Origin of the sequence: Paenarthrobacter sp. TA1.8 (assembly GCF_048595705.1) — a bacterium.
Taxonomy (GTDB): domain Bacteria; phylum Actinomycetota; class Actinomycetes; order Actinomycetales; family Micrococcaceae; genus Arthrobacter; species Arthrobacter nitroguajacolicus.
In genome coordinates, this window is record NZ_CP184287.1 from 3792609 (window position 1) to 3808034 (window position 15426).

At 63.6% G+C, this 15426-nt stretch carries 17 protein-coding genes and 1 pseudogene; 4 read left to right on the plus strand and 14 right to left on the minus strand.

The window, feature by feature from the left end:
* Positions 1 to 9 precede the first annotated feature (9 nt).
* The 3 genes from ACNAOT_RS17640 to ACNAOT_RS17650 all read right to left on the minus strand — a co-directional run bounded on the left by ACNAOT_RS17640 (position 10) and on the right by ACNAOT_RS17650 (position 2234).
* Entirely contained in the window at positions 10 to 360 is a 351-nt protein-coding gene (locus ACNAOT_RS17640) for a P-II family nitrogen regulator (RefSeq protein WP_420178769.1), read from the minus strand.
* Positions 357 to 1841 carry a DUF1538 domain-containing protein gene (locus ACNAOT_RS17645; RefSeq protein WP_420178770.1) on the minus strand — a complete coding sequence of 495 codons (1485 nt, stop codon included), beginning with the start codon at positions 1839 to 1841 and terminating at the stop codon, positions 357 to 359. The genes ACNAOT_RS17640 and ACNAOT_RS17645 overlap by 4 nt, the downstream gene beginning before the upstream one ends.
* 120 nt (positions 1842 to 1961) lie before the next feature.
* Positions 1962 to 2234: a hypothetical protein gene (locus ACNAOT_RS17650; RefSeq protein WP_420178771.1), complete on the minus strand. Its 273-nt coding sequence runs from the start codon at positions 2232 to 2234 to the stop codon at positions 1962 to 1964.
* A 169-nt stretch (positions 2235 to 2403) separates the two neighbouring features.
* Here ACNAOT_RS17650 and ACNAOT_RS17655 point away from each other — a divergent pair, with 169 nt between their 5' ends.
* The 3 genes from ACNAOT_RS17655 (at position 2404) to ACNAOT_RS17665 (ending at position 4722) form a co-directional block, all read left to right on the plus strand.
* Positions 2404 to 3423, plus strand: coding sequence for a sensor histidine kinase (locus tag ACNAOT_RS17655; protein ID WP_420178772.1), 1020 nt, complete (start codon positions 2404 to 2406; stop codon positions 3421 to 3423).
* 67 nt (positions 3424 to 3490) lie between these two features.
* Positions 3491 to 4081, plus strand: a complete 591-nt coding sequence (locus ACNAOT_RS17660; RefSeq protein ID WP_420178773.1) for a response regulator — start codon at positions 3491 to 3493, stop codon at positions 4079 to 4081.
* Between the two features lie 323 nt (positions 4082 to 4404).
* Complete coding sequence (locus tag ACNAOT_RS17665; RefSeq protein ID WP_420178774.1) at positions 4405 to 4722, plus strand: DUF3040 domain-containing protein; 318 nt, start codon at positions 4405 to 4407, stop codon at positions 4720 to 4722.
* Positions 4723 to 5019: 297 nt separating this feature from the next.
* Here the strand turns inward: ACNAOT_RS17665 and ACNAOT_RS17670 are convergent, their stop codons facing one another.
* A complete protein-coding gene (locus ACNAOT_RS17670; protein ID WP_420178775.1) occupies positions 5020 to 6090 on the minus strand; it encodes a DUF4238 domain-containing protein in 1071 nt (356 codons plus the stop codon).
* Between the two features lie 1161 nt (positions 6091 to 7251).
* Entirely contained in the window at positions 7252 to 7566 is a 315-nt protein-coding gene (locus ACNAOT_RS17675; protein WP_420178776.1) for a hypothetical protein, read from the minus strand.
* Here ACNAOT_RS17675 and ACNAOT_RS17680 point away from each other — a divergent pair.
* On the plus strand, positions 7550 to 7837 hold the full coding sequence (locus ACNAOT_RS17680) for a hypothetical protein (RefSeq protein ID WP_420178777.1): 288 nt from the start codon (positions 7550 to 7552) through the stop codon (positions 7835 to 7837). The two genes, ACNAOT_RS17675 and ACNAOT_RS17680, sit on opposite strands and share 17 nt — an antisense overlap.
* Positions 7838 to 8101: 264 nt before the next feature.
* Here ACNAOT_RS17680 and ACNAOT_RS17685 read toward each other — a convergent pair whose 3' ends face one another.
* The 9 genes and pseudogenes from ACNAOT_RS17685 to ACNAOT_RS17725 all read right to left on the minus strand — a co-directional run bounded on the left by ACNAOT_RS17685 (position 8102) and on the right by ACNAOT_RS17725 (position 15370).
* Positions 8102 to 8305 carry a hypothetical protein gene (locus ACNAOT_RS17685; RefSeq protein WP_420178778.1) on the minus strand — a complete coding sequence of 68 codons (204 nt, stop codon included), beginning with the start codon at positions 8303 to 8305 and terminating at the stop codon, positions 8102 to 8104.
* Between the two features lie 256 nt (positions 8306 to 8561).
* Positions 8562 to 8936, minus strand: coding sequence for a cupin domain-containing protein (locus ACNAOT_RS17690; RefSeq protein WP_420178779.1), 375 nt, complete (start codon positions 8934 to 8936; stop codon positions 8562 to 8564).
* On the minus strand, positions 8917 to 9516 hold the full coding sequence (locus ACNAOT_RS17695; RefSeq protein WP_420178780.1) for a hypothetical protein: 600 nt from the start codon (positions 9514 to 9516) through the stop codon (positions 8917 to 8919). The genes ACNAOT_RS17690 and ACNAOT_RS17695 overlap by 20 nt, the downstream gene beginning before the upstream one ends.
* Before the next feature lie 99 nt (positions 9517 to 9615).
* Positions 9616 to 11265 (minus strand): response regulator transcription factor, encoded by a 1650-nt coding sequence (locus ACNAOT_RS17700; RefSeq protein ID WP_420178781.1) that lies wholly within the window; start codon positions 11263 to 11265, stop codon positions 9616 to 9618.
* An 80-nt stretch (positions 11266 to 11345) separates the two neighbouring features.
* Positions 11346 to 11483, minus strand: a complete 138-nt coding sequence (locus ACNAOT_RS17705; RefSeq protein ID WP_420178782.1) for a hypothetical protein — start codon at positions 11481 to 11483, stop codon at positions 11346 to 11348.
* A 71-nt stretch (positions 11484 to 11554) separates the two neighbouring features.
* The gene (locus ACNAOT_RS17710; protein ID WP_420178783.1) at positions 11555 to 13174 is read right to left on the minus strand and encodes an ABC transporter permease; all 1620 of its coding nucleotides are present in this window, start codon (positions 13172 to 13174) and stop codon (positions 11555 to 11557) included.
* Positions 13174 to 14104: pseudogene (locus ACNAOT_RS17715) on the minus strand (ATP-binding cassette domain-containing protein). Before ACNAOT_RS17715 ends, ACNAOT_RS17710 begins: the two are co-directional and overlap by 1 nt.
* Before the next feature lie 348 nt (positions 14105 to 14452).
* Positions 14453 to 14980, minus strand: coding sequence for an alpha/beta fold hydrolase (locus ACNAOT_RS17720; protein ID WP_420178784.1), 528 nt, complete (start codon positions 14978 to 14980; stop codon positions 14453 to 14455).
* A gap of 15 nt (positions 14981 to 14995) precedes the next feature.
* Positions 14996 to 15370: an alpha/beta fold hydrolase gene (locus ACNAOT_RS17725; RefSeq protein ID WP_420178785.1), complete on the minus strand. Its 375-nt coding sequence runs from the start codon at positions 15368 to 15370 to the stop codon at positions 14996 to 14998.
* Between the last annotated feature and the right edge of the window lie 56 nt (positions 15371 to 15426).

The window sequence follows — 15426 nt, forward strand, 5'->3', positions numbered from 1 at the left end:
GGTCCGGCTTCAGCTGTCCTCGCGGCGCAGATGCTCCTCGAATCTGACCACCTGGCGCATGTCGATCCCGGTCAGGTGCTCGATCGGGATCGCGAAGGCAAGGCCACGGGATTCCGTCCCCTTGACCAGAATCTGGTGCAGTTCCTTCAGGATCGGAGCGGTCAGGTGTGTCCCCACGACCATCAGCAGCACGGACTGGGTCCCTTCGAAGGTGAGCCCGAAAAACGTCTTCCTGGCCTCGCCCCCGATGCCCTTGCCCGGCAAAATGGTCACACCCGTGGCCCCGGCCCGCTGCGCATGTTCAATGACCTTGTCTTCAAGCTCGTCCGGGGCGATCACGATGACTGCGGTGAATTTCATGCCGGTTCCCTCCTTAGGCGGGGAATTCTCTCCATCACCATGGCATACACCATGACGGAGATGACAGGGAAGATCGAGGCGTAGGCGATCAGGCCAAACCCGTCGATCAATACGTTTCGGCCCTCCACAGCGGCCGCGAGGCCGATCCCGAGGGCAGTTACCAGCGGTACGGTAACCTCCGACGTCGTCACTCCGCCGAGGTCGAAGGCCAGCGCGATGATGTATTTCGGGGCAAAGAACACCAGCACGATAGCGACCGCATAGGCGGCCATGATGAAGTAGTGGAAGGGTCCTCCCACGAGAATGCGGTAGACACCGAAGCCGATCCCGAGGCCTACACCGACGGCGACAATCACCCTGACGGCGAACGCACTGATCCTGCCCGGAGATGCCTCCTGCGCCTGTTCTCCGATGGCCACAAGGGCAGGTTCGGCCATGGTGACGGCAAAGCCGATGAGCAGCGCGAAGAGCAGGATCAGGGCCGGAACTCCCTGCTCAATCAGCTGCTCCGCCATGAGGGTCCCGAGCGGGAACAGCCCCAGCTTGAGTCCCACCACGAACGCATACAGTCCCACCAGGACCATGATGAAGCCAATGACGACCCGCAGGGGGTGGGGCAGCCTCCGCCGCAGGGCGACCCATTGGAAGAAGAGGACAACGGCAACAATAGGCAGGACCTCCCGGACCATTGAGGCGAGGCCAAGGATCATGCCGACCACCCAATCCGTTGGGTCATCCCCCGCGTTGATCAGCGGCAGAGCCGGCCCGGCACCGCCGAAAGTGTAGACCCAGATGCCGTAGAGCTGGACCCCGATCATGGGCACCATCACGCACAGCGCGACCAGGCCAAAGCCATCGGCGAGAAGGCTGCGTCCCCTGATGGAATTGGCCAGGCCAAGACCAATCGCCGCGATCAGCGGGACACTGACGATATTGGTGGTGACCCCGCCCGAATCGTAGGCAAGAGCAATGATCTCCGGCGGGGCAATATACGTCAGTCCCAGCGCCATCGCGTAGCCGGCGATCAGCAGTTTGTACACCGCCCAGCCCCGCAGGACACGCAGGACGCCCACGACCAGGACCAGCGCCACCGACGCAGCAATGACGAAGCGCAGCACCAGCGCATTGATACGACCATCGCTGACCAATTGGGCCTGCTCCGCGACAGCGATCACCGCCGGCTCCGCGACGGAGGCAGCGAAGCCAATGGCAAACCCAAAAGACAGTAATAACCCCAGGGCCCCGCTCCGGACGAACTGGTTAGCCAGGTTCTTGCCCACCGGGAAGATACTCAGATCCAGGCCATGGAGGAACAGGGCAATGCCCACAGCCACGATCAGGAGCCCCGCAACCAGCTCCAGCGGGTCATCGGGCATGGAGCGGAACACCAGCAGTTGGAACAGAACAACCACGACAACGATGGGCAGAAGGTTCCTGAGCGCCTTAAGGAATTCGCGGGCGAATCGGCTGAGGTGCTCCATCGGGTCCTCTCCCGGAATGGTCCTGCGAGTACCTGGCTTTTCAGTTCGCCGGGCAGGCCAAGTCGCGTCTACCAACCGAGCCTCCGGTGTGAATCGACGACACGGGCGGGTCCACGACCGTCATCGCCCGCTCTCTGCGAGCTGGGCGACCCGGCGTTCGAGTTCGGCGATGCGATCGGTGATCGGCTGGCTGTGCAGTAGCTCGGCGACCTGATCGGCTTCGTCCTCCTCGAGCACGATCCTTGCCACCACCCGGTCGGGTTCCGCCGGGTCGTAAACGAAGATTTCGCGCCCGCCCGGACGCGTGACGAGGACGCGGAATTGCTGGCCGTCGCGGGTCAGGCAGTCGTGCAGCACCCCGGAGCCGGGCACTGTGGAGTGGGTGGTCTCCATTAGGCCCTCCGTTCCGCCGGTTCTTGGGGTACATTCAGTCTCCCCTCGCGGGGATGGAGGTGCCATTGGGCCTGACACCCATTTCCGGTGCGCTGCGCGCACGGGACTCCGCCGCCCGTGGGTGCCAGCCCTCATGGACAAAGGACGCAGGCCGCGCAAGGCTAGTCACATGCGGACCGCGCTCGAAACCAGGGCCACCGGAATGATACGCGGCTTGCCTCTGAAAGGACCGGCACAGTTGCTGTTCTGGCGACTGTTCATCATCAACGGATTGCTCTTCGCGATGGGCACGCTCGTGTTGGCACTCTCGCCGGCGACGGTGTCCTCGCCCGTCCTGCTCACCGAGGTACCGGTCCTCCTCGTCGGACTGGCTCTCATCCTCGCCGCGAATGCTGCCTTGGTTCGGGCCAGCCTCGCACCGCTTGACGCTCTGACGGGTGTGATGCGCCGGGTGGGCCTGCTGCGACGCGGCGGCGATCGGGCGATCGAAGCCGGCAACGGCGACCTCAACGACCTCATCCGCACCTTCAATGAGATGCTTGACCGGCTGGAGGCGGAGAACAGCGCGAGCAGCGCCCTCGCGCTGGCCGCGCAGGAGGGGGAACGTCAGCGGATCTCGCGGGAACTGCACGACCAGATCGGCCAGAGCCTGACCGTTGCTCTCCTCAGTCTCAAGCGAGTTGTCGATAGATCTCCCGAGGATCTGCGCGAGGAGAGCCTCGTCGCCCAGGAGGCGGTCCGCGCCAGCCTGGAGGAGGTCCGCCAGGTGGCGCAGCGTCTGCGCCCGGGCGTGCTCGCGGACCTCGGCCTGCGGAGCGCGCTGAATTCGCTGGGCTCGGAGTTCTCCCGCTCGAGCGGGATCCCCGTGAACTGGGAGCTCGATGACGACCTGCCCGAGCTCAGCGGGGACGTCGAGCTCGTGCTTTACCGCATAGCGCAGGAGGCGCTCACCAATGTCGCCCGGCACGCGCACGCAACACGGGTCGATTTCGCGCTCACCTCGACGACGAAGGGGCTGACCCTGCGGATTCGCGACGACGGGCAGGGCGGTGACCTCCGAGAGGGCGCAGGCATCCGCGGGATGCGCGAACGCGCCCTGCTCATCGGTGCCGAGCTGACGGTCGCCGCACGGCAGAGCAGGGGGACCGACGTTCGCCTCGTCGTTCCCGGCGTCGCGGCGGGGAGCTGATCCGATGGGCGGACCCACGCGCATCCTGCTCGCTGACGACCACGCCCTGGTCCGCCGTGGCCTTCGCATGATTCTCGACGCGGAACCCGACCTCACCGTCGTGGCTGGAGCCGCCGACGGCACCGAGGCCGTCACCGCCGCGACCGCGGGCGGGGTTGACCTCGCTGTTCTCGACATCGCCATGCCCCAGATGACCGGCATCCAGGCGGCGCGGCAGATAGCGCGCAGCGCACCCGACGTGAGGATCCTCATCCTCTCGATGTACGACAACGAGCAGTACTTCTTCGAGGCACTGCGTGCCGGGGCCTCGGGTTACGTGCTCAAGTCGGTCGCCGACCGCGACCTCATCGAGGCGTGCCGCGCAGCGATGCGCGGGGAGTCATTCCTCTACCCCGGCGCGGTCACCGCGCTCATCCGCGACTATCTGGAGCGCGACCGCCGAGGCGACCGGATGCCGGACAGCATCCTCACGCCCCGCGAGGAGCAGATCACGAAACTCATCGCAGAAGGGAACTCCGCCAAGGAGATCGCCGAAATCCTCAGAATCAGCGTCAAGACCGTCGATCGCCACCGGGCCAACGTCCTTCAGAAACTAGGCTTGCGCGACCGGCTGGACCTCACAAGGTTCGCCATCCGCACGGGGCTCATCGAGCCGTAAGCGGTCCGACCTGAGGAGTGGACGGCTCATGACTGCACCATCACAACCTTTCGTTGAAACTCTCGGCCTTGGCCAAGATTTTGGCAGGACACGTGCACCGTGCAGACCTTACCCGAGAGTCGCCTGCGGTGAGTTCCACGATTTTCTGGGCCCCCACAGTGCAGGCAAATCCACCACGCTGAGGATTCTCCTGGGCCTCATCGGCCCCGCCGCCGGTACAGTCAGGTTGTTTGGCCTGGGCTCCTGGACCGATCCTGTCGGACCGCGCCGGGACGTTGCAGTCCTCCGGCTCACGGTTGTATGCAGGAGGGCGGGAAGCGGTCATGGCTCTGTCAGATGAAGAGCGCAGACGCCTTGAAAAGCTCGAACAGGAACTGGCCCTATCCGACCCGGGTCTGGACAGGCAGTTGCAATCGGGCCGGAACCCGGCTTCCCCTCGTACTATCTACGGTGTCCTGGCCGTTCTTGCCGGCTTCGCCTTGGTCATCGCCGGCATCATCACACAGCTTGCGGTCATCGGCGTCGCTGGCTTCCTGCTGATGGTCGCAGGAGCCAGCTGGTTCCTTAGCGGCCTCCGCGTAGGGGACGTGCCCGGGCGGCAGCCAGAACGCCGGGCGGACGGCGGGCCCTGGCCCCTTTGACCGCTGCCTGCTCGCGGGGTGTGGGCGTTCACCATCGCTACCTCACCTGACGGGAGACTTACCGATGCAGGTATTGATCACTCCCTGCAAGGAACATCTACAGTTCCTTGCGGCGGAACAGCATTTTGGCCAGACAGAGCGGCCTTCCGGGCCATTGGTGACCCACCGTGGTGGGAATTGGCATTTCTCCGCAGCTAGTGAAAGGTCGCATCGTCAAGATCCAGTCAGTCAAAGGTTAGGACGTCACCCCGGTTTTGTCCGAAATGCTTGAAACGCACCATGACAGGAGCAAGGCGCTCACGCCTGATTGAAGTCTTCCTCCTTAATTTCCTGCGGTTCCGGGCTACCGAACCACGGTTCGCCATCGAACTCCGCGTCCATGAATCCACCCGCACTCATGTTGATGAGGTTCGGCTCGGGGAGGCCATCCGGGACAAACTTTGTGTCTTCGGGATGGTGGTAAACGTATTCCCTTGCGGAGTGCGCCAAATGTTCGTTGAAGAGCTTCTCCATGGCTGTTGTGCCCGTTTGCATGCGGTCAGCTTCCCCGCGGAGTATAGCGCCTCTGAGTTCCTGGACTCGTGAGTCGTCTGATTCGAGTCCGTCAAGCATCACCATGGGGTCGCTCATGAGCAACCCGAGCTTCCGTGTGAGGGGAAACGTAATGCCCCATGCCGTCATGAAACCCATACCTTCCGACGCGGCATCCTTTGGATTGGGGATCAGATTCACTGGGGCGTCCGAGGTGATGAGGGACCGTTGCTCAAACTTCACTATGCTCCACGGTCTGGCTGCGAAGTAGGGCGTCAACTTTTCAGCCGTATCCACCATGTGCTGAATATGTGCAAAGTTTGAAAAGCTGATCGGTGGCCCGCCAGGCTGAGTCGCCTCGGCCCAGATCCGATCTTCCTGCTCCGGGGACGGATCGAAGCCCAGATTCTTCTTGGTCCAGTTACTAACGTTCTTACGCCCGCCGGCACCGATCTCGACGCGGACGAACTTAGCCCGAAGATGTTCCATGGTCTTACGAGTGTCCGGTCCGCGCACGCTCTGAAGCGCCATGTAGTAGGAGAACGTCCACCGATCGCTTTCTGACAGAGGGAACTTGCTCTCTTCGAGCTTCCCAATGATGCTGATGGCTTGGCCCTCCACGCCACTCAACGCTTTCTCGAACTCGTCAGGTTCCTCTAGGCCGTCTACCGTGTGGAAGTGCGTTTGCGCCGCTACGTTCTTAACTGATGAGGTGAACGATGTCCGGGAGCGATCGAGGGGCAAGGCAACGATTCGCCCCTTTTCGGTAGCGAATCCCCGAAGGTATCCTTGGGGCACGTAATGGTGAAGCTTTGCAGTATTGCCCTTGCCGGTCATGTCTGGCATCTTCCCACAGGCAGAGCGAGGAAGTGCTGGCGACCGCAGGGCTACAGGAGAAGCGATCGAGCAAGCACGATGCGACTTGGGCCCATACCGACCCACCTCGTACTTGAACGTTCGTCAGTCAATCTCCTCTCAGATGGTCTCTCGGAAGGTCGCTATCGTCCTCCGGAGAAGCTCTGCACGGTCGATTTGATCGCCGTACCGGGGCCCATTGAATGCCGAGAACCTCGCCTGAACAGGGGAAACACGGGCCTGAACCGACCCACCCCCTGTTTCAACATTCACTGGCACGAAGATTTGCAATTTTATATGGGTTCAAACAGAGGCAATTTCGCGCATTTCCGCAGTTCAAAGCCATTTCTGCTACCCATCTCAGGCTAATAGTTTGTGACCCGTAATGTTCACCCTTGAGGTACTCGATGCGCCGATGAGACTTCAACCGGCCGCGAACTTGAATTGACCGGCATCGGGCCGCGGCCCTGAGAGTCGCAGCTTGGGGGAGAGGAGCCACCGCCGGCGCAGAATGCTGTTCCGGAAGATACAGCAGCTCAGCGCTGACATCGGTCCGGCCGGACCCAAGGCTCCTGCGGGCCCTGAACAGGGAAAATCTCCCAAATGCGCATCGTTGAGATGCGTGGGGGATATGGTGCCAGCAAATGCTAGCGGAAGTGGTTTTGCGCCGGTCGGATCGGAGGCATTCGCGGGAGACGTACCCCAACGCAAGCCCGTTCGGCTCTAGAAAGCCGGTCCTTTTGAGGAATCCTCTGCGGCACGGTCCGCTACGGGTCCGGTCTACGGTGCGCCTCAGTCAGACGCCAGCGGCTCTGTCCATTCATTTGCTGGCAGCCTTTCTCGCAACAATGCGGATTGACCTGATCCAAGAATCATCTCGGTGTCGAGATGGGCTGGGTCGACTTGTCTGATGAGCTCGCGACAGCGTCAGCAGGGAGGTAAAACGCAGCGCAAGCCGTCACCGTCTCGCCAAACGGCGACGATCTTTGGCGACCTGGTACTCGCCGCTGTGAGCTGGCCAAGTCTCAACATCCCTGGTGGCTGCACCGTCGAGTTTCACGAGGCGCAGCCAGTCCCCGGATGGTGAGCCCACGCCACGGAGCTGCAGGATGCGCCGCCGATTCGGCTCCGCCTGCACTGCAGCTACGGGGCTCGGATCCCGTCCGGATCTACGACCCACCAGAGCCCCCCGTGGGTCGAGACGTTGTGGCACTTCACCTCGCCAGGCCCCTCGTGCGCGTAGAAGTAGAGCGGATGCCCGTTGTACGTAACCTGGGTCGAGCCGTCCCGCCGCTTCGTTGTCCCCAGCAGCGCTGACTTGACCTCGCCGCTAGCGGTCGGCGCTCCGTCGGTCAGCACGGGTGGCCACGCTTCAGCGCAGTCGTCGTAACACTCCGGCGTGATGCTCTCTTCACTCTCCCAGATATAGATGGCCTGCTTTTTGGCATCAAAGAGCATCTGGCCGAAGTCGCTCGCGGCTGTGGTGATCGTGGTGCCCGGCTCTGGCGCGCTGGATGGCTGGCTCGGCGGGGGTTGCGGGCTCTCCGGTGTCGTAGTGCTCGTACTCGGAGGCGGGGTGAAGTCCGGGGCCTCGCTCGAGGTGCTGCTTGCGCAAGACGACGCGACGAGTGCGAGGACCACCGCAGCCGCCGCTCGCAGTCCGGGTCTGGACACGCTGTGCTCCTATCGGCAGGAGCGGGCGCCCCGGCCAGGTCTTCGGGGTTGGTGATGATCAGATAGTGGGGCAGTTCGGTTCCCATTATCTCAGCCTTTGTCGAAAATCGGCGGGCGGAAGTCGGCGAGTCCGGTCGCGAGGGACTGCTACCCGACTCGCCTGGGTCAGTGAGCGGCTGTAGCCGTCAGGGTGCGGGGGCGACGGCGCTCGGCAAGCAGGGTTTGTCAGTGGCCACGTCCATCACTATTCCCTCCCTCTGATTCTGAATCAGAGGGATAGATGCGTCACACCGCTCGGCTTCGTGTTGTTCTTTGGCTTTCAAGATGAGGCGGCCCGCTCCTTGAACAGCGCGTGATACTCAGGCTGCCCCTCTCCGGCGGCCATGACGGAAATTCGGGAGAGCACCTGCTTCGTTCGCCAGCTTCCCGCGCCCTGCCGTTCATCAGCTAGCAATTCATCAGCATCATCACCGCGACCAGCGCGGAGCAGAAGGACGGTTTGGTTTACAGTGTTGCTGTCCATATGGAAAGGAGCCCATCCTCTGGGCACTAGAACCCCTAAAGCTAGGCAACTTAATGTCCATTCCCCAAAATACTTGAGGCGCAGTGAACAGGCCCCTGTTACTCGACTCTAGCCGGAGGAAGAACCTTCACCGAGCAATCGCCGCAATAGCTGCTGACGGGTCGCAGCAGTGACGGACATCCGTCTCCGGAGCACTCATCTTCATTGGGGCCCGGGCCGGGGAACGCACTTCCATGCGTAGCCCGGCCGCTGGCGGTTAGCTGGCTTCTTCCAGGTTCTGCGCCACTACTGCCAAAGTCCGTGCAAGTTCTTCCGTCGGGCTGAACTCCACCAGAACCGTCCCGGGATCAAGCTCATCGGTATGTCCCGGAGGTGTGTAATACGCCTCTCCGGCTTCTATGATCTCGTCTCCGGCAGGCATGTGCATGATGAGCCGGCCCTTCACAACGTACCCCCAGTGGTGGCTTTGGCACCGGTCATCCGGCAGGCCCTTATAAAACGGTGTGAAGTCGCCTCCGTCTTCGAACTTTTCGAAGGCGATTGTGTATCCGTCTTCCTCCCGGTAACGGCCCTCGTAGCCCGTCATGCGCTCGACGCGGGCGGTCTGATCGTCAATCGTTAGCTTTGCCATCGTCTTGTTCTTTCCTTGTTGTTGGCGCAGGCTCATCCTGCACCGCGGTTTCCGCTGCGGCGATGAGCCGCCGCAGTCCGGCTCTGCTTGCCAGTGCCCATTCAACCGAGGCGATTGACCGCAGGACCGGGATCCCGAACATTGCCATTAGGCCCGGCAGCCCAGTCGCTCGGACCAGTCGGCACGTGTAGGTGACGTTGCTCTGGTTTCCGTCCGTCTCAATTTCGTAGCGGTGCACCAGGATCCAGTCCGCCGTCGTCCCGTTCTTCTTCGACACTAAGGCGGACTCGGCGACGTGCTCAAACCTCAACGGCCGCACGGCTTCCGTCACCACAGACGAATTCCGGATTCGGCAGATTTGGTCTTCAGCTGTGGAGATGAACTCGGTTCCGGCGGATGCTTGTCCCTCCGGAGCATCTATGGACAGAAGCGTGGAAGCCTCGGCTCCTCCCCACTGGAGATGTCCAGGCAAATTGGTGAGAAGATCGAAGATTAAATAGGCAGAGGCTGTGGTGTGCTCACGGACGGTGACTGCCACTTCTTGTGTGAGGACGTTGCCCGCTGTTCGTTGCTGCTTCATTCCGCACCTCCCGGTGTGGTGACTTTGGTGACTTTCTGACACTCCAAGGATGTGACGACGCCGGGAGGAAAGGATGGGGGGCATCCCCCATTTACCGCCTTATTCAGGGCGGGAGTGCCGCAGGGCGAACCCTGTGGCTTCGCCTCGGCTGCGCAAGTGCAGCTTGGCGAGGATGTTGCTCACATGGTGCTCGGCCGTTTTGGCGCTGATGAACAGGCGGTCCGCGATTTCGGCGTTCGTCTTGGCTTCGGCGAGCAGTTCGAGCACCTCGCGTTCCCGCCGTGAGAGCAGGCCAAGAGCCTTGGGGCCCGTCCGGGCGGGGCCGCCCAGTGCGCGTCGAAGCGCCGCAGCCTTGTCAGCCATACCGGCGGCACCTGCCTCGTCGAACGCGGCCAGGGCCACACCTGCCTCGTGTACGGCGACTTCGGGGTCCGAATCACGCAGGGCTTCGGCCAGTGACAGCCGTGCACGGGCGGCCTCGAGCGGCATGTTGAGTTCATCGAAGATCGCGATTGCTGAGTCGAGTCGCTCTTGGGCCGCGGCAATATCCCCCAGATGGGCTGCGACGCGGCCAGCTGTCAGGTGCGAGGCCCCGATTGCCTTCGGCCAATGAGTTTCGGCAGCGACCTCGTCTAGACGCTTGGCCGTTTCCAATGCTTGGCCAGCGTCGCTTTGTGCCATCTGGACCTCGGCGAGCAGCGCGAGCAACGGGACGGCGAGAAGGCCGCCGACGACGTGACCGATGCGGCGATGCAGCAGCGCGGCCGCCACGGCTGTGTCACCGGCAGCCAGGCGGACTGCCGCCGTCGCGAGCAGTGCATCGGGGCGGTCTTCAAAGCCCGCGAGCAGTCGGCTTGCATCCTCCACGCGGCCCTGGAGCAGGCGTAATTCAGCTAATTTGGCTGCCGGGTGTACGCATCGTGCGCGGTGGCCGGCCTGATCCAGTTCGTGCAGTGTCTTGGTGAGCCAGTCCTCGGCGCTTGCGATGTCACCGGAGGCCAGGAAAATCTCAGCGCAGCAGGTGCCGCAGAATTGGAGCAGCGCAAGGTGGCCGGTGCGTTGCATGAACCGCAGGACGATCTTGTTCCACTGGCTCAGCCGGGAGGCATCACAGGCCTCTTCGCTGGCCCGCGTGACCATGCAGCACACATCGCCGAAAACCATCCTGTCGTGAAGTTCCCCGGCGGTAACCACCACCATCGCCTCGTCAACGAGCGTCATCCCGTCCGAGACCTCACCGGCCGAGATAGTCCCAAGTCCGAGGAGCGCCAGGGCCGTCGCCTCAAGATCCGGGTCACCCGAGATGCGCCCAACGCTCAGCGCCGCCCGGGCGTCCTCCCGGGCCATTGCCGGATCGGGCCGCAATAGGCCCCGCGTGACGGCCAACCAACCGACCTCGGCACCGTCGGGCAGCCGGGATGCGAGACCCTCCGCACGGGCAAACCAACCGCGGCTGACCGGCTCGCTGCCCAGTACCTCCGCGTACTCGCGTGCCAACCAAACTGCTGCCCGGAAGGCAGGCGCGTCCTGTCCGAGGCGGCGAAAACCGGCATAAGCCGCCGTGCGCTCAGCAATGGCCCGGTCAACATCGCGAAGCCACCACAACGCACGTCCCAAGCCATCATGTGCCGCCGGTTCGTCATGGATGGCCAGCACGGATTCAAACGCCGAAGCCGCAGCCACCCACTCGGTAGAAAAGAGAAGGCGCTCACCCTCCTTAAGGCCCTCAGACACCGCGGCATCAACCATGAATTCATTCTGCGCTCAGCGACGGTGCACTCATAGCCCCCTCGCTCGCGGCTTCGGTCCAACCCCATGTCAGCTGTGTGCTAGCTCTGAAATAACAGCAGGCCGAAGTCGCTGATGGCGGAGACGACGGCGGTGCAACCTTCGAGCGCTCCCAATGAGTCATCGTGGGTCCCGACGTTGCCGATGACTGCGTCAAGTGCGTCCAGACCAGCATCCATGAGTCTGGCCGCGCTGCACGAAGACCGCCTCAGGCGGGACTACGGTCCCTCAGGGCTACCGGCGCGCTCGTTCAGATGGCCACGTCTCTTTCCCTGATCAGACGGCTGCCGGCTGCCGCGGCAATAACGGCGATGGCGACCATCAGCAGGGCTCCTTCGGGGTTGAAGGCCTCAACGGGCATGGCTGAGGAATGCCGGAAGGGACTGAGGTCCTGAAGCCACACCGGCAGGCTGAGTAGCCCCCCGAACTGCCCCAGGACCAGCGCGACGGCCAGGGCACCCCAGCCCGCGGGGGTGCTCCAGCGGGGCGCGAGTGCGAACACCAGCACCGTTCCGGCAGGGAAGACAAGCGCTGCCGGAATGTGCGCCAGGGCGGCGGCAAACACCATTCCGGGGCTGCTTCCCCCTGTCTCACCCAGGGCGAGCACGACGGCGGCAGAGGCTCCGGCGGCAACGGCAACAGCCGTCGTCGTCATTGCCGCAACGGCGAGGGTGCTGCCCAGCCAGCGGAATCGCGACGCCGGCACAGACAGCAGCAGTTCGGCCCGGCCTTCCGTCTCTTCCGCCCTAAGCCGCAGCACCGCCTCGATGCCAGCGGCAGCGGCAAGGATCCCAGCCATGCCCAGCATGGCAGTAGTGAACAGGTCTACCAGTCCCGCGTCGCCTGGAACGATGCGGCTCATCAGTTCCGCAACGGATGGGTTTCCTTCCAGCGCGTCGCGGACCACCGGACCCAGGCCGCCGGCAACGGCCCCCAGCGCAGCGCTGGTAAAGCACCAGCTGGCCAGGCTTCCACGCTGCAGCCGCCATGCCAGGCCCAGCATTGATGCCAGGCCGGCTCCCGCCCGTTCCGCGCCCGCCTCATCCGCTGCAATGTAGCTAGCACCCAGGTCCCTGCCGCTCCGCAGCACCACGGCAAGCCCTGCCAGGACAACGGCACCGGCACCGATAGCCAGCAACGGCAGCGTGTCCGCCTCGGTGAAGGGCCGGATCCGCTGGCCCCAGCCGATGGGTGAGAACAGTGATGGCCACGCCGCGGAAACGTGCAGCAGTGATGAGTCGGCTGTGCCGAGGGCGTCGCCGGCACCGCGGATCAGGTAGGCGCCACCGATCAGGGCCGCAACTGTCCCGTTGGCGCTCCTGGCGGAGGGCATGACCTGGGCTACCAGCGCGGCGGCCGCCATAAAGAACAGACCCACGGAGCCAACAGCTGTCCCCGCCAGGAATGATCCTTGGAGCGGGAGGCCGGCACCGATGAATCCGGCGGCAACGGCCAAGGCAAGGACCACGTTTGCGCTGAAGCCGAGCAGCAGGGTTGCGTACAGGGACGTCACCCGGGTGACCTGGGTGGAACCGACCAGTTCAAACCTGCCCTGATCCTCGTCCGCGCGGGTGTGGCGGACCACCAGGAATGCGCTCATCAGCCCGGCCAGCACGGCAGTGAACGAATAGCCCTGGAAGAAGGTGACCGCCCCCGAACTGATGCCGTCGGGCAGCCCCCGGATGAAGAGGAACGCCGGGCTGGCTGCAGCCACGGAAATCAGGGCGGCCCGCTCATTGTCCTCGCCAAATTGTGTGGTCACGGCGGTGGCGGCCACGTAACCCAGACCGGCGATGCCCAAGATCCAGGCGGCCAGGGTACCGCGGTCCCTGCGAGCCTGGAGCAGGGTCAGCCGTAGAACGGCGCGCATCACAGCACCTGGCTCTTCTGGCTCTTGTGGCTGGCGTCCTGCGCGCCGTAGTAGCGCATGAACAGCTCCTCCAGGGAAGGGGGCGCGGCCGTGATGCCCGTAATACCTGCAGCAGCCAAAGCATCCAAGACGTAGTCCAGGTCGGCTGCGTCGGCGTCGAACTCTATGGCTGTCCCGTCAACTCGGAGGTCGTGGACGCCCCGCCACGTTGCCATAACCTCAGGTTTCACGGACGACGTGACACGGAAGCGAGTGCGCGTGAGGTGCCGGAGTTCGGCCAGGGTCCCGGATTCCACGGCCACGCCGGCCCGAATGATGGTCACTCTGTCGCAAAGCTGCTCCACCTCGGCCAGGATATGGCTGGACAGCAGCACGGCGGCGCCGTCCGCGGTCACCCGGCGGACATGACGGCGGAACACGGCATCCATAACCGGGTCCAGTCCTGAGCTTGGTTCGTCCAGCAGGTAGAGCCTGGCGGGGCGGGAAAAGGCCGCTATGAGGGCAGCCTTCTGCCTGTTGCCTTTGGAATAGGTCCGCGCCTTCTTCCGGGGATCGAAGTCGAACTCGTCTATGAGCTGCCGGCGCAGGTTTTCATCCGCGCCGCCGCGCAGCCCGGCGAGGAGATCGATGACCTCGCCGCCGGTCAGGTTGGGCCAGAGCGTCACGTCCCCGGGGACGTAGGCGACATCGCGGTGTGCGCACAGGCTCAGCCCACGGGTCGATACCGAACACGCGGGCTGTCCCTGATGTTGGCCGGATCAGTCCCAGGAGGATCCGAAGGGTGGTGGACTTCCCGGCCCCATTTGGCCCCAGGAAACCGTGAACCTCGCCCGGCAGAACCGACAGGTCCAGACCCGCAAGCGCGGCGGTATGCCCAAAGTTCTTTGCGAGGCGTGAGGTGTTGATGACAGGAGATGAGTCTGACTGCATGACGTGATCCGTTCCTTGGTCACAGCTATCACGCCAAGGCGGGTGCCATGGCATGCCGCAGGCCTTACCGCATGCGGGCCGACCAGGCTTCCCGGCTCTCCAGACCACATACTACAAGCGGCAAGAAAGGGGCGGAAGAGGCTGATGTTTGAACGGCGTAGCGTCCGTCTCCAGCCCGGGCAGGGATGACCTTCACGGCCTTCGCTAGTGCAACCTCTACCGGCGGGCGAAGCCCAACCGGGACTACTTCATCGATCGGTGGCATGCCCCACGAATAGGCCCCGACGGCGGGTAGGTGCCGTCAGTTCGTTGGCGGCAGCAACGCCGTCGTAGGTGTTACCTGTTCGCTCAAGGAAGCGGGGCCAGAAGGTCGCCGATAGCGTCGGCGAATGCCCGCGGCGCCTCCTGAGGCACGTTGTGGCCTATTCCCGGCAGCCTGCGGATTTCAAAAGGACCCACGAAATGCTGCCGGTCCCGCTCAGAGTCGTCTGGCCCGAACCCGTCGGCCAGAGCGTCCAGCGAAATGGTTGGTACCGAGATGGGCGGCGACTTCGCGAGAAACGCTTCGAGCTCGTTAAAGCGATCGTCACCAACCGCGGCACGATGGCGATGTCGATAGGAATGTACCGCGACATCAACGAAGTCGGCGTTGTGCAGGCTGGGACTGCTGGAGGTGAATGCATCGTTTGCCTCCGCCCATTCCGGTGACCACAACTGCCAGAGCAGGCGGCACAATTCGTCGCGGTTTGCCCGAAGCCCGGCGCGTCCGCGATCAGTGTTGAAGTACCACTGATACCAGTCCCGATATTCGTCTAACGGGGCCGCCGGCTCGACTGACGCGGCGATGTCCTGGATTGCGTAGCCCCCGACAGTCACGAGACCGGCTATGCCCTAGGGGCGCACGGCTGCGGCAATGCAGGCCGCCCGCCCGCCCCAGTCATACCCGGCGACCACTGGACGCTGCAGTTCCAGGGCATCGATAAGTTCGATCAGATCCTGTCCGATGGCCGCTTGTTGGCCGGAGCGAAGCGTCGTGGCCTTACGGAACCGGGTGGGACCGTAGCCGCGTAGGTACGGGATTATGGTGCGGATCCCGCGTTCCGCCAACAAGGGGACAACGGCCTCGAAGCTGAGCACGTCGTAGGGAAAGCCGTGGAGGAGCACCGCGACTGGTCCGTCCGCCGGGCCGTTGTCGTAGTATGCAATCTCGAGGTCATCGGTCATCGCGGTGCGCAGTTCGCCCATGGTCATAGTCCAGTGAACCATTCATGGCCTTGGGAATGGCGGCACAACCTTGATGCCACAAGTCCGCTTGAGGACCA

Bases quoted from the DNA above. Each gene is read 5' to 3' on its own strand.
- ACNAOT_RS17640 (WP_420178769.1), bottom strand. From the start codon at position 360: ATGAAATTCACCGCAGTCATCGTGATCGCCCCGGACGAGCTTGAAGAC.
- ACNAOT_RS17645 (WP_420178770.1), bottom strand. From the start codon at position 1,841: ATGGAGCACCTCAGCCGATTCGCCCGCGAATTCCTTAAGGCGCTCAGG.
- ACNAOT_RS17650 (WP_420178771.1), bottom strand. From the start codon at position 2,234: ATGGAGACCACCCACTCCACAGTGCCCGGCTCCGGGGTGCTGCACGAC.
- ACNAOT_RS17655 (WP_420178772.1), top strand. From the start codon at position 2,404: ATGCGGACCGCGCTCGAAACCAGGGCCACCGGAATGATACGCGGCTTG.
- ACNAOT_RS17660 (WP_420178773.1), top strand. From the start codon at position 3,491: ATGATTCTCGACGCGGAACCCGACCTCACCGTCGTGGCTGGAGCCGCC.
- ACNAOT_RS17665 (WP_420178774.1), top strand. From the start codon at position 4,405: ATGGCTCTGTCAGATGAAGAGCGCAGACGCCTTGAAAAGCTCGAACAG.
- ACNAOT_RS17670 (WP_420178775.1), bottom strand. From the start codon at position 6,090: ATGACCGGCAAGGGCAATACTGCAAAGCTTCACCATTACGTGCCCCAA.
- ACNAOT_RS17675 (WP_420178776.1), bottom strand. From the start codon at position 7,566: ATGCTCTTTGATGCCAAAAAGCAGGCCATCTATATCTGGGAGAGTGAA.
- ACNAOT_RS17685 (WP_420178778.1), bottom strand. From the start codon at position 8,305: ATGGACAGCAACACTGTAAACCAAACCGTCCTTCTGCTCCGCGCTGGT.
- ACNAOT_RS17690 (WP_420178779.1), bottom strand. From the start codon at position 8,936: ATGGCAAAGCTAACGATTGACGATCAGACCGCCCGCGTCGAGCGCATG.
- ACNAOT_RS17695 (WP_420178780.1), bottom strand. From the start codon at position 9,516: ATGAAGCAGCAACGAACAGCGGGCAACGTCCTCACACAAGAAGTGGCA.
- ACNAOT_RS17700 (WP_420178781.1), bottom strand. From the start codon at position 11,265: ATGGTTGATGCCGCGGTGTCTGAGGGCCTTAAGGAGGGTGAGCGCCTT.
- ACNAOT_RS17705 (WP_420178782.1), bottom strand. From the start codon at position 11,483: ATGGATGCTGGTCTGGACGCACTTGACGCAGTCATCGGCAACGTCGGG.
- ACNAOT_RS17710 (WP_420178783.1), bottom strand. From the start codon at position 13,174: ATGCGCGCCGTTCTACGGCTGACCCTGCTCCAGGCTCGCAGGGACCGC.
- ACNAOT_RS17725 (WP_420178785.1), bottom strand. From the start codon at position 15,370: ATGGTTCACTGGACTATGACCATGGGCGAACTGCGCACCGCGATGACC.